Below are 15,177 nucleotides of genomic sequence, written 5' to 3'. Positions count from 1 at the left end.
GCTTCTGGACGCTTAAACACCAGGGCATGCGATGCAAGACACTACATTGCTTCAACTGATCACGGACGACATTGCGCCAACCCGGCATCTGCTGGACATCCTGAAGGCCGAGTCAGTGGCGCTTCACGGGCGCAATATGGTCGAGATGGAACACATCCTGGCGCAGAAACAGGCGCTGGTGATCGTGCTCGAGCAGCATGGACGCCGACGTACCCAGCTGATGACCAGCCTGGGTCTGCCCGCCAATCGCGCGGGACTCGAAGAAGTGGCGAAACATTCGTCAGTGGGTGAAGCCTTGTTGACCGCAGGCGATGAACTCAGCGCGCTGATGAGTGAATGCCAGGCGGCCAACGAACAGAACGGCAGCCTCATCCAGCTCCAGCAACTCACCACGGCACAGCAGTTGAGGATTCTCAACGGCGGCGACACGCCCACGCTGTACGACAGTCGCGGTTCGACGTCGGGCAAGGCCAGGCCGCGTCCGCTCAGCCAGGCGTAAGTTCTTGTATCAAGGTGCGCACTGTGGTGGCAATATGCCGCACGCTGCACGCTGCCGTTATTTGCCTGGAGATGGATAGACCGTGAATGCCTCAAGCGCGGACGATGTTCCGCAGCCCCCGAAGGTACTGACCACCCCGTTGGAAATCGCCGCCAATCTGCGGCTGCTGATGGAAAGTCATGACCCGTTGATCATCACGTTTCACGAACGCACCCAGCGTTTTCAGAGTTACGTGATCGACGTCGACCGTGACACCAATCAGGTCATTTTCGACGAGATGATCCCCCGAGATGGCGAGCGTTTCCTTGCCAGCGGTGAGCCCTTCCGGGTCGAAGGTTTTCACGACGGTGTGCGCATCGCCTGGGAAAGCAAAGCCCAGCTGACCGTGATCGAAGAGCCGCGCAGCTATCGCGGCCCTCTCCCTGAAGAAGTCGTCTATCACCAGCGCCGTAACGCGTTTCGCGCGGCCTTGAAGCTGGCTTCGCTGATTGATGTCGAGATTGGCGGCGACCGGCTCAAATTTCCGTTGCGCGGCAAACTGCTGGATGTCTCCGCCACCGGCTGCAAGCTGCGCTTTGAGGGCGATATCTCCGAGCGCATGCAACTGGGCCAGGTCTATGAGCGCTTCATCGCCTCCCTGCCCTTCGGCAACATGACCACGCCGGTCGAACTGCGCTATCTGCACTTCGAAGAAAGGATCAACACCACGTTCGCCGGTGTGCGCTTCCACAACATGAGTGGATTGGTGCAGCGTCAGGTCGAGCGTTTCGTGTATCAGCTGCAGCGCGAAGCGCGACGCTTCGACAAAGACGACGATTTCTGATCGTTTGTGATGACCGGCTGGCGCGTTTCAGAACGTGCTGGCCGGTTGCCGACATCCGCTTCTATCGCCTCCCCCATAACGCGCACATCCAATAGCGCGTCCTGATCCCTTCCCACAACGCCTCCCGCCCCGCTCCACCCCCCTCCAACCCACGCCTGTTCGATCAAAATGCGAACCTCATCACGCCCGCGTGTAGGACTCTTCACCGCGCCAAAGTAGGACGCGTCTTGAAAAAATCTGTGCCACTTTCAAGGCCCTGACCCTGTGTTAATTTCGCGGCTCAAACGCACCGGAGCATGGACGCTCGCCGCGGCCACATCTCAGGGAAGTTTCGTCATGCGCCCCATCATCGTTCTCAACGACCCCACCCTCAAAGGCGGTCGAGTCATTCAAGGCTCGCCCTCCACGTTCCTGCACGGTCTCGAAGTCGCCCGTCACGGCGACGGAGTGCTCTGCTTTCACGGCCCCTGTGCAATCGCCGAAGGGGATGAAACCTGCCTCGTCGATGATCGGCCCATTGCCCGCGACGGGGATCGCCTGCTGTGCGGCGACGCCCTCGTCGCGACCCACGATGACTGCTGCATCCTGTAGGGGTCGTCATGAAATATTCCTTTTTGAAACGGCTGCTCGGCAAACCTGCGCAGCTGCCACCCCCCGCCGTCCCGCAGCAGTACGTGGCGCCACCGCGCAGCATGTACGACCGAATTTCCGAAAAGCGCCTGGCGCAGGAAGCCGCCCAGCGCCTGCTGGACCGGGCCAAACCCCGAGGTGATTTCTGCGCGCAGAGCGTCAGCGTCGAGGACGTCTGGCTCCGATTGCCCGGGCACTCCCTGGACCAGCAGTTACCTGTCCAGGACATCCCCAGGCACGCGAACGCGCTGAGCCACGATTCAAGGCTGATGGCTGCCAACGGCTCGCGCCGACTGTTGCGGCGGATCGAGATCGACGCGGTTCCTCTGCCCTCGATCAACCCGCTCGCCCGCGCCATGGAACTGCTGCAGGCGACCCTGACCCAGTGCCCGCTGCTCGAGCGAGTTGCGGACTGGACGCAGGTTGAAGTGCATCTGTTCACGCCGTCCCATGTCGATCCACTGGTCTGGTTCGAGACCGTGGTGAGTGTGTGGCCCCAGGCGTGGCTGCCCGGCGGCGGTTTCCGTATCGCCGGCCAGGCACCGGGGCCGTGGCTTGCCGAATTGCTGTCCAGCAACCTGAGCATGCCCAATCACCTGTGCCTGAGCCTCGACAGCTGGGCCACTCTGCCGGCCAACGCACACGTTGCGGCTCCGGCGCCCCTGGGTGAGGTGGGATCCCTCGTTTCACTCAAGCGGGACGCGCGGACCGATACCGCGAATACCGCCCCCGAGCAGACCTTCAATCAGCAGTTTCAGGCCCCGTCGCTGTGCGGCCAGGTCGGGACCGTGGCTGCCGAATGGACGCGGATGGCCCTCGGCTGCCTGGCGGCCCGCGCCGCCTCCGGCCAGGCCCAATGGGTGATGGACCTTACCGACAGCGATTCAAGCAGCGGATCAATCATCGCTACCCCCCGTACCGTGCCCACTGCCCCGACAGGAAGTCCGACATGACCTTCGCAACACACTCTGCCTTCAACCTCACTGGCATCAGCCAGGAAGGACGCCTGCTCGAACTCGCGACGCCACTGACCGAGCCGCTGCTGGCCGTGCGCGTCCATGGGGTCGAGCGACTCGGCCGAAACCCGCGTTACTGCGTGGATGTCGTCAGCGAGTCGACACGCCTCGACCCCCATCAATTGATCGGCGAGCCGGTTCGCCTCGCCATCAAGGGCGCCGACGGCAGCCACAGTTACAAACACGGCTTCGTGGGCAGCGCGCGCTACCTCGGCAGCGACGGTAGTTTGCAGGACTGGCAGCTCGAATTCGCGCCGTGGTTCAGCCTGCTGGAATACCGCCAGGATTGCCGCATCTGGCAAGACATGACGTTGATCGACATCTTCACCGACGTATTCCGAGGGCATCCCCAGGCGCAAGGCCGCTATGAATTCAACTTGCGCCACGAGCACCCGCCGCAGTCCTACGTCACCCAGTTCAACGAAAGCGACGCCCACTTTGTGCAGCGCTGGTGCGAGCAGGCCGGCATCTATTGGTACGTCGTCCATGAGGCTGACCAGCACCGGATTGTGTTCGTCGACAGCGTCCTTGACCTGCCGCCGCTGGAGCCGGAAGCGCTGCCTTTTCACACCCAGACGGCCGCGCTGGATCACGACAGCATCGTGGAATGGAGTCAGGCCGACACGCTGCTGAATGGCCACGTTCTGTGGAGCAGCAATAACTACCGCGCTCACCGCCAGCCGCTGTCTGCCCGCTCCATGGGCCTTAATCCACCGGGGGCAGCGAAGACGCTGGAACGCTACAAATACCGAGGCCAGTACGCGTGGCACAGCGAAGACGATGGCAACTGGCAGACACGGGTGCAAATCGAGCAGGTGGAATCAGCCGCGCGGCGCATCACCGGCCATGGCGGCGTCCGGCACATGCTCCCGGGTCACGGGTTCGAGCTGCGCGGGCATCCGCTGTATGAGGACGGGCCCGCTAAACGCCGTACGTTTCTGCTGATCGCCGTCGATTTCTTCGCGCAAAGCAATTTACCCGTTGCACTGACGCGCCGTGAACGGCCCGGCAGCCTGCAATCGCGCCTGAAAGAGCTGGGCGCCGACAAGCCGTCCGAGAAAGGCGAAGGATTTTATTGCAACGCGTTCGAGGCTCAACGCCTGGACGTCCCGTACCGCAGTGCCTTCGAACACCAAAAGCCTGCTAACCCCGGGCCGCAGACCGCCGTGGTCGTGGCGCCCAACGGCGGGCCATTGCAGACCGACGCGCTGAATCGGGTGTGCGTGCGCTTTCACTGGGACCGCCTCCGATCACCGGAAAAAGCACCCAGTTGCTGGCTGCGCATGCTGCAAAACAGCAGCGGCGCCGGTTGGGGCAGTGTCTACGTGCCGCGGGCAGGTGAAGAAGTGGTGGTCACCTTTCTCGACAACGACATCGACCGCCCGCTGATCCTCGGCCAGGTCTACGGCGGCGACAAACCGGCGTGGCATTCCACGGGCCGGATGAGCGGCTACAAAAGCCAGGAAATCGACGGGCTCGGTTACAACCAATGGGTGATGGACGACACCACGGCGCAGTTGCGCACGCAGATCCACAGCAGTCACGGCCACAGCCAACTGAACCTCGGCTGCCTGGTCGATCAACAGGGCAATGACCGCGGCGCGTGGCGCGGTGACGGGTTTGAATTGCGCACCGATGCCTCCGGCGCCATTCGGGCGCCGCAGGGTTTGTACCTCAGCACCTGGCGGCGCACCAAGGCACAAAGCGGGCATCTGGACAGCAGCGAGGCCAGCCAGCAGTTAAGCGACGCCTTGCAGCGGATGACGGCCCTATCCGACAACGCCGCTCAGCACAATGCCCTGTCGCTGGAGGAAGGGGTCGACAACCTGAACCGTCTGCATCAGGCCGCCACGCATTCCCACCGCCAGGGCAATGCGACCTCTCAGGGCTATGACGCGCCGCTGATCGTCGCCTCGGCGCCCGCCGACATCGCCGTTGTCACGCCGGAGAACATCCAGTTGCACAGCGGCCGCCACACCAGCCTCTCCAGCGGTGAAGACATCAACCTCGCCAGTGCACGCTCGCTGCTGGTCAGTGTGGGTCGCAGCATCAGCCTGTTTGCCCGCGACGCCGGGGCGAAGCTGTTCGCGGCCAAGGGCAAGGTTGAGATTCAGGCCCAGGACGACGCCATCGAGCTGACCGCCAAAGACAGCGTGCGCATCACTTCCACCGCGCGAACCATCGAGATCGCTGCCCAGGAGGAAATTCTGCTGACCTGCGGCGGTGCCTTTATCCGCCTCAAGAACGGCGATATCCAGATTCACGCGCCCGGCACCATCGACATCAAGGCGGCGAAGAAAACCATCGGCAACGCCAGCCAGATGGACCGCGAGCAGACGCCGTGGCCGCAAAGCACGGCGGGTCAGACGCTGACCCTGCTGGCCGGGCAAAGCAGCGCCGCCAGTCACCAGCCGTGGACCGGCATGCCTTACACGGTCTTCGCCGACGGGGTTGAGATTGAAAAGGGTGTGATGTCGAGCGACGGGAAAATAAGCGTCGAGCACCGGGTATCTCGCTCGCGCTACCGCGTCGAACTGGCCAACGGCGCCAGCTATGACATCCCGGTCAGCGGCGATTACCTCGGCGATCAGGACAACGGCGCCCGCGCCAACCGCGGCCTGCATCGCCATCAACACAGCCTGACGCCCGGTTCGGGCGAAGCACCCAGTCAGTACCGCGAAGACTACGACCGCCTCAATGGTCCAGACACGGAAGCCTGAAGATGAACACACCCAGCATCACCTGCCCCATCGCCACCCGCCAGACCTCATCAGCTGTCATGAATCAGCGCTGGATGGTCGAGTGCAGCGAGTATTCGCCCAAGCCTGCGACCTTCGAGCCGCTGGTGAATGGCGAACGAGCATTCGGCGCCGTCCACGACGCGATCATGGCCGCGAAGCATTCGGTCGAGATCATCTGCTGGGGGTTTCAGCCTTCGATGTATTTCAAGCGCGGCGGTGATCAGCCGCAGTGCATCGGCGAATTGCTGGTCAATAAAGCCTCCCTTGGCGTGAAGGTGCGCGTGCTGTGCTGGTCCGACAGCGCGCACCTGACTGCGATGTTCGCGGAGAACATGACGCCGGGCCGCAACGTGGCCTCTATTGCATCGCACGCCGGCGACTGGCGATCCATGTGGCAGCAAGCGTATGACTGGGAATGGTACCGCCGCGCCTCACCCCCTGACACCGGTGCCACTTCGCTGGTGGAGAGGGTGTTCCCCGGACTGAAGGGCTTCCGGTTAACCAAGTTACTGGCACAAGAACTGTTCAAGGCGGGCGCGCGGCCTTTCGAAAACATCGAGTTTGCGGTCCGCGACCTGGGCCTGGCCGACCGAGCGGAGATTGCCTACCAAATATGGACCCGCTCCCGAGAGCAAGGCGCGGCAGAGCTTGAGGCCGCCGGCAAGGCGGCGGCGATGTCGGTGATCCCCACCCATCACCAAAAAATGGTGCTGGTGGACTACGAACACGCTGACCGCGCGGTCGGGTTCGTCATGGGCCACAACATGCTCGACCCTTACTGGGACCGCGACGACCACGCCTATGCTCCTGCGGATGATGTGTCCGGCCGCAACGGTTCTACGCCGCGCCAGGACATATCCAGCCGCGTCACCGGCCCGGTGCTCCAGGACCTGAACGCCAACTTCACCCAGGCCTGGCTTAAAGCAACCGGCATTGACCTGCAGACCGCCCGTGAGCCCCTCGCCGCCAATCTCAAACCGCGCAAGGGTTTCGGGCCGCCGATGATGGCGCAAGTGCTGCGCACTCAGACCGAGGCCGGCAAGCGCGACATCCGGACGATGTACCTGCAAGCGGTGAACAACGCGACCCAGTTCATCTACATCGAGAACCAGTACTTCCGCTGGAAGCCATTCGCCGACGCCGTTGTCGACATCGCCCGGCGCCATGCCGAAGGCGGCCGCGACCCCGGCGAACACGGGTACCTGCATTTGTTCGTCGTCACCAACTCCTCCGACGAGGGCATGGCCGACGGCGCCCTCGGCACGTTTCGCATGCTTCGTCAGTTGGGCCGCAGTGAAGTCATGCCCTCTGTGGCGCGTCTCGAACACGATGATTACTGGCAGGCGAAGCTCGATGCGCTGCGCGAGGAGCACTTTGCTGCGTTACGCAAATTGACGGCCTATTACGACCGGGCGGACGCAATGGGCAGGCTTGATGGACCCATCGAACGGTTGGAAATCGAACGGGATGAACTGGTCAGGCAATACAAAGAGCTGGCGGGGAAAATTCACCAGGAGAGAAAAGCGCCTATTACTCCGACAGAAGTCCCGGGATTGAAAGTCCATATCTGCACACTCGTCGCCCCCGACTCCCCGCCTGATAACTGGCTGGAAGTGTATATCCATAGCAAGCTGATGATTGTTGATGACGTGTTTACCACGCTGGGCTCGGCGAATATCAATGAGCGGAGTATGAGCTCGGACAGCGAGTTGAATATATGCGTCGAGGATCCGGCGGTGGCGCGGCCGTTGAGGAGGCAGTTGTGGGGGTTGCATACAGGGAAGGAGGATGTAGGGGATATCAGTGAAGCGTTTAAAGCGTGGGGTGAGAGAATCAGAGCAAATAAGTTAGCGCATGGGCAAGAGCAGGGTGCTACCAACCAAAAACCGGTATGTTCCCTAGTTGAATTTTTACGAACCAGCCCTAGCCGTAAGAACATAGATTGAAATGAACATCAAACTTTACGGACTACTGGTACTGGCGCTTTCCGCAAACGGTTGCGACATGAGGGACGAACCTGTGACATATTTTATTCCTGAAAAGGCTGACTACGATGTTGCGTTCAAACGTCTAGAATTTACTTGCGTGCATGAATCTGACGCATTACCGGGATTGCATCCAGACGCGCAAACTCTATATCGCTACGCGCTGCATTTAACCCAGGTAAAGGGACCGAAAGATTTCAACCTCGCCGCACGATTCTACCGAATTGCTGCCGCGCATGGTCACTATCGTGCCGCGACCAATCTCCAAGCATTGCTATCACAAGGAATGACGAATGCTTCGCATCCGGCACGCGAAACGATCAACCTAGCGGAGGAATTCATGGAGTTAAATATTCCTGGAGCTTACTACGACATGGGCCACTATCTAGAGCTAGGATACGGAGTCAGCCAAGACAGGTCAGCTGCGCGCTACTACTTTAGGCGCTCGGCCGACTTAGGAAATCCGGACGCGCAATACTATGTCGCCGAGCAACTTTTTCAGCTTAAAGGAGGGGGAAAAGTTGCATCTCAAATGCGCAAGTGTGCAATGGAACAAGGCCACCTTAAAGCCGCAGGAGAATATGGTGCTTTGAAGCAAAATCAGGGAGATTTTCCGGAGGCACTGCGTGCTTATCAACTAGCAGTTAAATCGGGTGACTCCTTAACCGCAATGACGCTCAAAAACGCATTCAACGGCGTAGAGCCTGAAAACAGACTTCACTATCTCGCACTCAATAAAGACACCGAGCGGTCCAGGCGGTATCGACTGATCGAAGCCTTTTTAGACAGATACGAACACCTCGGCGCCAAAGTCCCCGACATCGATCAGATCGCACCCCTCCCCCCAGCCAAACTTCCCGATTGGGACGAAACATTCGAATGGAAGCGCAAGCGCGACGCAGCCGTGACTCCGTCGCCACCCAGCAAAGAACTGATCGCGCGGATGTGTGAGGAGAAGCAACTCGATCCAGCCACAGGCTGGCCGTTGAGTGGGTTGAGGTAATACACCTCGCTGATGAGCAATAAAAGCAAATAGTAAATACAAGGACTGATATGAACTACCTCGGATCAGCAGGGTTGCTAATAGCGCTATCTCTGAGCGGCTGCGACACCAAAGTCGAAGAATCAAAAAGCTTCGTCCCTGACTTCACCGATTACAATGCTGTGTCCAGAAACCCGAAGTTTGAGTGCGTGCAGGAGCCGGACTGGCTACAACACATCAGTCCTCACGAGGATGCCTTTTACCAGTTTGGACGGCACCTCTCCCAAGTGAGAGGTCCGAAGGATTTCGATCAAATTGCACGTTACTATCGAATTGCCGCTGCCTATGGTGATTATCGTGCAGCGAGGGGCTTGCAAGCCTTGCTAACACAGGGCAAGACCACTGCTGAGAGGCCAGCCGAAGAAGCTATAGGTCTGGTGAAGCACCTATTAGCCCATGGCAACCCCAGGGGCTATTACGATATGGGGCTTTATCTTGAGTCCGGATATGGAGTGCAACAGGACAGTTCGGCTGCGCGCTACTACATCAGACGCGCGGCTGACTTGGGCAATCCGGAAGCACAATTCCTGACAGCACAATCACTACTTCAATCGTCTAAAAACAGCTTTGTTGCATTATCCATGCTGCGCTGCGCTATGGCACAAGGCAGTGTTGATGCCGCAAATCAGTACTTTGAGATCAGCTCCAACAAAGGGGATTTTGAACAAGCGCTGCTCGCCCTTCGTACCGCCACTAAATTTGGAGACGTCGAAAGCGCATCTGCTTTAGCGAGCACTGATTACGGCAGCGGACTTGAGAGGGACTCCAGGATGTTTAATCCGGACGAACGTGTTGAGGGAGATCGGCGATACAAACTTATTGCACGCTTTCTAACCAGGTACAAAAATCTTGATCCCCAAGTGCTGGACATCGACGAAATCGTTCCACTTCCCCCAACAAAACTTCCCGTCTGGGACGAGACATTTCAATGGAAGCGTGCTCGTGATGCAGCCATTACGCCGTTAGCGCCAAGTAAGTTAACGATTAATGAAATGAGCAGACGAAAAGATCTCAGTCCAACAACCGGATTGCGGTTGAGCCCGTTAAGACTGAAGCTCAAGGCTATCAGAAAGAAATTGCAATGGCGTAGCTGGGATTAAAATTCATGACTAAACGATCGAACAAACTCTTGTGCTTCGTGCTTGCGTCAATCTCAGTGATGAGCTTTCTTGCGATAAGCCAATTCGGTAACCAACCATTTATTATTAAATCACCCGGCGCTGCTTCGTACGTCTTTAACTGGAATCCGCTTCTCGATCTAGACTATGCAAGCGCGGAGTGGGTTTTCGAATCTATCAGCGAGCAAGCGGTGTCGGGAGTGATTAGGGACGCCATCCGGGATCAAGAAATCTGGATAAGGACGCCTGAAGCCACGGTTGACGATAAATACTTCTCCTGTACCCCTATCAGCCTGAAGAAACCAAGCAAATTCGCACTGGCCGCGTTCGACGAAGCGGAAAAGCCCGCTTCCGGGCCTATGGCCAGATTTAACTATGTTGAGGCGGCTCGAGAAGGTTATTGGCGAGCCGCTGCGCGCCTGGTGACTTTGAATCTTGACGAAGGCTACCCTCTCTACGCCGTCCCGCTGGTGGCCTGGCTCCTACAAAACAAGGTTCCAGCGGGACATAACCTACTGGCGGATATTTTAGTCACACATTCTGAGGGACCGGATTTTGATCCGGCGGGTCTTGGAACGTCACTCAGGTGGCGGGCCGCTCTCAATGGCGATCCGGATGCTTTGTCGAAAATGGCAGACCTGCTGACGCGTGAAGGCGAGCCGCAGTTTGCCAAAACGCTGCGTGACTGCGCCGAACGTAACAGGCAAACATTCGGGGAATACGAGGATAGCCCTTGGGATTCATTCCTGCAGTGGCTGCTGGAGGCCGGATCTACCCCGTAGAGTTTTGCCGGATGATGCACCGCATTCTTGAGCAAGCGCACCGCAGGTTCAGCGCGCGACTGATCGGCAGTTGAATGGAGATCAACTGTAGGAGCGACCGGGGTGGCGCTCCACCTTGCTCGCAAATGCGCCAGGCCAGGCGAAATCCATGTCACTTACATTGCGCCTTCGCGGGCAAGGTGGACCGCCACCCCGGTCGCTCCTACAGGTTTAGCGGTAAAGCAGATGCACTCGGCGGGGTCGGAATCAGCCAGGCCCCATCACAAAGGCCGATCCACCCCGACATCCCGACGCACTTCAACCGCCTCCTCCGGCCCAGCCGCATCAGGTTCAGCAGCCACTTCCTCATCCATAATCGCCACCGGACGCACAACGCCCTCACCCGACGCCACAACCCGCTCCACCATCTCTGGCTGCACTTCAGATTCAGCCGCCATATCCGGCGCCACATCCGACGAAACCTCAGGCTCAACGTCCTGCATCTGATCCTGCACCACCTGCTCATCAACCCGAGGGTCAAGGGCAACCACCAGCGGGGAGCTGGACATGCTGTCGGGCATCGCGATGTGGTGCAGCGGGGCATCTTCGACCTGGTGCAGGTTGGTGACGGCTTTTGGACGAATACGCAGCACCAGCACCAGCGCCACGAAGCAGACGAAGGCGTAGAGCATGTTGCTGCCGAACATCTTCATCAGCACGCCGGACACCAGGGGGCCGACACTGGCGCCGACGCCGTAGGTCATCAGCAGCATGGCGGTCAGGGACACGCGGCGTTCGCCTTCGACGTGGTCGTTGGAGAAGGCCACGGCCAGCGGGTACAGGGAAAACTGCAGCAGCGAGGCCAGGAATCCCACCGCCAGCAACAGCTCCATCGGCACGCTGGGGAGGATCGCCAAGGGCAGCGAGGCCAGCACCAGCAAACCTGCTACGCCGCGAATCAGCCAGGCGCGGTCGTAGCGGTCTGACAGCTTGCCCAGCGGTCCTTGCACGATAAGGCCCGCGCCGATGCAGCTGGCCATAAACAGGCCGACATGCTCGGTCGACAGCCCCTGTTGCGCGGCATACAACGGCGCCAGACCGTAGAACGAGCCGATGATCATGCCGGCGCTCAACACGGTGGTCAGGGATTGCGGCACCCGGCGCATGAAGAACAGCGGTTCCAGCGGTGCCGGGTGCATCGGCGCCGGGTGAATGCTGCGGGTCATTGCCACGGGCACGAGGCAGAGCGCAAAACACATCGCCACGAGCATCAGCAGCTCAGGGCCCAGTTGCGGGTGGATGACCAGAATCAGCTGGCCGAGCACCAGCCCCAGGTACGACGCGATCATGTACAGGCTGAACACCGTGCCGCGCTGCTTGGGCGAGGCCTGTTCGTTGAGCCAGCTCTCGATGACCATGTACTGGCACATCATGCCCAGGCCGACAATCATCCGCAGGAAGATCCACGCCGGCAGGTAGTCGAACAGACCGTGGCCCAGGACCGCCGCGCCGACGATCCCGGCGCAGGTCGCGTACGCACGGATATGCCCGATCCGGCCGATCAGCCGGTGGCCGATCTTGCCGCCCAGGGCCAAACCGACATAGTTCGCGGCCATCAACGCACCCACCCACAGGCCATCCACCTGATCGGCGGCCAGACGCAAGGCAAGGTAGGTGCTGAGCAGGCCCGAGCCGATCAACATCATCAGCGAGGCAAAATACAGCGCTCGAAAGGACTTCCAGATTTGGCGCATAGCTTTCCAAAAAACGGAAATCCCCGGCTTCAGAGGATTTCCGAACAGCGATTCTTAAGCCTGAGCGGCCAGAACGCGGCGCTCCCAGGGGGTGATTTCGTTGAAGAAGCTGGTCAGTTCCAGGGTCTTCGACGCGACGTAGCCTTCGATGAATTCGGCACCAAACAGTTCCTTGGCCAACGAGCTGCGAGTCAGACGTTCCAGGGCAGCGTGCAGGGTACATGGCAACGACAGATTATCGGGCACAACGAATTCGCCCTGGATCGGCGGCGACGGTTCCAGCGCGTGCTCGATACCATAAAGCCCCGCAGCCAGACTGGCCGCAATGGCCAGATACGGGTTGGCGTCGGCGCCTGGCAGACGGTTTTCGACCCGACGGGCGACCGGTGCGCTGGCCGGAATGCGCAGGCCCGCCGAACGATTGTCGTGGGACCAGCACGCGTTGTTCGGCGAGGCGAACGGATGGCAAAGGCGCTGATAGGAGTTGACGTTGGGCGCAAACAACGCGGTGAAATCAGCCATCGCCGCCTGCTGCCCGCCGATGAAGTGATGGAACAGCTCAGTGGCCTCTCCCTGATCGTCGCTGAAGATGTTCTGGCCGGTGGTGGTCGCGACCACGCTCTGGTGAATGTGCATCGAACTGCCGGGGGTGTGCGCCAGCGGTTTGGCCATGCACACCACGATCAGGCCGTGCTTGAGCGCGACTTCCTTGAGCATGTGTTTGAACAGAAAGGTCTGGTCGGCGAGCAGCAGCGGATCGCCGTGCAGCAGATTGATCTCGAACTGGCTGACGCCCATCTCGTGCATGACGGTGTCGCGGGGCAGGCCCAACGCCGCCATGCAGGCATGGACTTCCTTGAAGAAAGGCCGCAGGCCGTTGTTGGAACTGATGCTGAACGCCGACTGGCCGTCCTCGCGACGACCGTCCAGACCGACCGGCGGCTGGAAGGGCTGGCTCGGATCCGGGTTGGCGGCGAAGACGAAGAACTCAAGCTCAGTGGCCACCACCGGTGACCAGCCATGCCAGGCGTAGCGGGCGATCACCGACTTGAGCTGACCGCGGGTGGATAGCGGGGACGGCTGGCCGTCGAGCTCGTCGGCGTCGCAGATTGCCAGAGCGCGAGGCTCGTCGCTCCACGGCAGACGGTGAATCTGCTGCGGGTCGGCAATCAGGGCCAGGTCGCCATCGTCGCTGCCGTAGAATTTCGACGGCGGATAGCCGCCCATGATGCATTGCAGGAGCACGCCCCGCGCCAGCTGCAACCGACGGCCCTCGAGAAAGCCCTCCCCGGTCATCACCTTCCCTCGTGGCACGCCGTTCAGATCCGGCGTGACGCATTCAATTTCATCAATGCCCATCAGTCGCTGCGCGAGTGAATGGTGGTCATCGCTACTCATGACTCAAATCCTTTTTATGGGGCAGGCCGCAGGGCGGCAAGGCGTACAAAATAAGCGTCAGGCGTTCGGAATATCAAGCGCATCTTTGCCGCACGGCGGGTTGGCCGGCTTCTTGCTTTTTCGGTGCCATAGCGCCGCAAACGCCATTTCGATGACGGCGAGCGTTCGACGACGCCAGCCATCACAGCGCGGGCGTTCCGCCGTGCGTCAACGCGCACAGCCCGCAGCGCGTCAGAGAGCACAGGAAGCTTATGAGTAAAACGATCCCGGTCACCCAGCCGCTGCTGCCTCCGCTGGAAGAGTTCATGCCCTATCTGCAGCAGATATGGGACAGCAAGCGCTTGACCAACGCCGGGCCTTTCCATGAAAAGCTGGAGAAAGACCTGGCCGCGTACCTGGGCGTCGACCACTTGTGCCTGTTTTCCAACGGCACGCTGGCGCTGCTCACGGCGTTGCAGGCGTTGCGTGTGACCGGCGAAGTCATCACCACGCCCTACTCGTTCGTTGCCACCGCCCACTCGCTGCTGTGGAACGGGCTCAAACCGGTGTTCGTCGACATCGCGCCGGGCACCTTCAATCTCGACCCTGACCGCATCGAAGAGGCCATCACCCCGGCGACCACGGCCATCATGCCGGTGCATTGCTATGGCATGCCGTGTGACGTCGACCGCATCCAGCAAATCGCCGACCGCTATGGCCTGAAAGTGATCTACGACGCCGCCCACGCCTTCGGTGTGCAGCACCAGGGGCAGAGCCTGCTGCGCAACGGCGACCTGTCGGTGCTCAGTTTCCACGCCACCAAAGTCTTCAACACCTTCGAGGGCGGCGCGATTGTCTGCCCGGACGCGAAAACCAAAAAACGCATCGATTACCTGAAGAACTTCGGTTTCGCCGATGAAGTGACCGTCGTTGCCCCCGGCATCAACGGCAAGATGAGCGAGATCAACGCCGCGTTCGGCCTGTTGCAGCTCAACTACATCGATGGCGCGCTGGAACGCAGAAAGCAGATTGATTCGATGTACCGCGAAGCACTGACGCAAATACCGGGCATCGATTTGCTCTGGAGCCCCGGCGAGCACCACAACTATTCGTACTTCCCGGTGCTGGTGGGCGACGCCTTCCCCATCAGCCGAGACGCCTTGTTCGAGCGCTTTCGCGAGCAGGACATTCTGGTCCGGCGCTATTTCTACCCGTTGATCTCGTCGTTCCCGATGTACCGCAGCCTGGAATCCGCCAAACCGGACCGCCTGCAGGTGGCGAGCGACGTGTCGAATCGGGTTCTGTGCCTGCCGATCTTCGATAGCCTCACCCCGGATGAATTCGCCCGCATTATCGCGATCATGCAGACGGTGCTGGCCGAGCACCGCTGAGCCGCGCCCACATTCACATCGCCGGTCCGCCCCCATGAGC

At 60.2% G+C, this 15,177-nt stretch carries 12 protein-coding genes; 10 read left to right on the top strand and 2 right to left on the bottom strand.

The window, feature by feature from the left end; genetic code table 11:
* Positions 1 to 31 precede the first annotated feature (31 nt).
* The 9 genes from IFT47_RS10920 to IFT47_RS10880 all read left to right on the top strand — a co-directional run bounded on the left by IFT47_RS10920 (position 32) and on the right by IFT47_RS10880 (position 10,636).
* On the top strand, positions 32 to 499 hold the full coding sequence (locus IFT47_RS10920; RefSeq protein ID WP_074893095.1) for a flagella synthesis protein FlgN: 468 nt from the start codon (positions 32 to 34) through the stop codon (positions 497 to 499).
* Between the two features lie 82 nt (positions 500 to 581).
* A complete protein-coding gene (locus tag IFT47_RS10915) occupies positions 582 to 1,322 on the top strand; it encodes a flagellar brake protein (RefSeq protein WP_192172657.1) in 741 nt (246 codons plus the stop codon).
* A gap of 336 nt (positions 1,323 to 1,658) precedes the next feature.
* The gene (locus tag IFT47_RS10910; RefSeq protein WP_192172658.1) at positions 1,659 to 1,913 is read left to right on the top strand and encodes a PAAR domain-containing protein; all 255 of its coding nucleotides are present in this window, start codon (positions 1,659 to 1,661) and stop codon (positions 1,911 to 1,913) included.
* Positions 1,914 to 1,921: 8 nt separating this feature from the next.
* A complete protein-coding gene (locus tag IFT47_RS10905) occupies positions 1,922 to 2,905 on the top strand; it encodes a hypothetical protein (RefSeq protein ID WP_192172659.1) in 984 nt (327 codons plus the stop codon).
* Positions 2,902 to 5,688 (top strand): type VI secretion system Vgr family protein, encoded by a 2,787-nt coding sequence (locus IFT47_RS10900; protein WP_192172660.1) that lies wholly within the window; start codon positions 2,902 to 2,904, stop codon positions 5,686 to 5,688. The genes IFT47_RS10905 and IFT47_RS10900 overlap by 4 nt, the downstream gene beginning before the upstream one ends.
* Positions 5,689 to 5,690: 2 nt before the next feature.
* Positions 5,691 to 7,655, top strand: a complete 1,965-nt coding sequence (locus IFT47_RS10895; protein ID WP_192172661.1) for a phospholipase D-like domain-containing protein — start codon at positions 5,691 to 5,693, stop codon at positions 7,653 to 7,655.
* 1 nt (position 7,656) lies between these two features.
* Positions 7,657 to 8,697: an SEL1-like repeat protein gene (locus tag IFT47_RS10890; RefSeq protein WP_244655931.1), complete on the top strand. Its 1,041-nt coding sequence runs from the start codon at positions 7,657 to 7,659 to the stop codon at positions 8,695 to 8,697.
* 50 nt (positions 8,698 to 8,747) lie between these two features.
* A complete protein-coding gene (locus tag IFT47_RS10885; protein ID WP_192172662.1) occupies positions 8,748 to 9,836 on the top strand; it encodes an SEL1-like repeat protein in 1,089 nt (362 codons plus the stop codon).
* A 5-nt stretch (positions 9,837 to 9,841) separates the two neighbouring features.
* Positions 9,842 to 10,636 (top strand): hypothetical protein, encoded by a 795-nt coding sequence (locus IFT47_RS10880; RefSeq protein ID WP_192172663.1) that lies wholly within the window; start codon positions 9,842 to 9,844, stop codon positions 10,634 to 10,636.
* 260 nt (positions 10,637 to 10,896) lie between these two features.
* Here the strand turns inward: IFT47_RS10880 and IFT47_RS10875 are convergent, their stop codons facing one another.
* Both IFT47_RS10875 and IFT47_RS10870 read right to left on the bottom strand, forming a co-directional pair.
* A complete protein-coding gene (locus tag IFT47_RS10875; RefSeq protein WP_192172664.1) occupies positions 10,897 to 12,369 on the bottom strand; it encodes an MFS transporter in 1,473 nt (490 codons plus the stop codon).
* A gap of 54 nt (positions 12,370 to 12,423) precedes the next feature.
* Positions 12,424 to 13,665 (bottom strand): glutamine synthetase family protein, encoded by a 1,242-nt coding sequence (locus tag IFT47_RS10870; RefSeq protein WP_192172940.1) that lies wholly within the window; start codon positions 13,663 to 13,665, stop codon positions 12,424 to 12,426.
* Between the two features lie 353 nt (positions 13,666 to 14,018).
* Between IFT47_RS10870 and vioA the strand changes: the two genes are divergently transcribed.
* On the top strand, positions 14,019 to 15,137 hold the full coding sequence (vioA, locus tag IFT47_RS10865; RefSeq protein ID WP_192172665.1) for a dTDP-4-amino-4,6-dideoxy-D-glucose aminotransferase VioA: 1,119 nt from the start codon (positions 14,019 to 14,021) through the stop codon (positions 15,135 to 15,137).
* Positions 15,138 to 15,177: the final 40 nt, after the last annotated feature.

Source organism: Pseudomonas sp. CFBP 13711 (assembly GCF_014842265.1).
Lineage (GTDB): Bacteria > Pseudomonadota > Gammaproteobacteria > Pseudomonadales > Pseudomonadaceae > Aquipseudomonas.
This window is presented reverse-complemented; position numbering and strand designations above follow the sequence as displayed.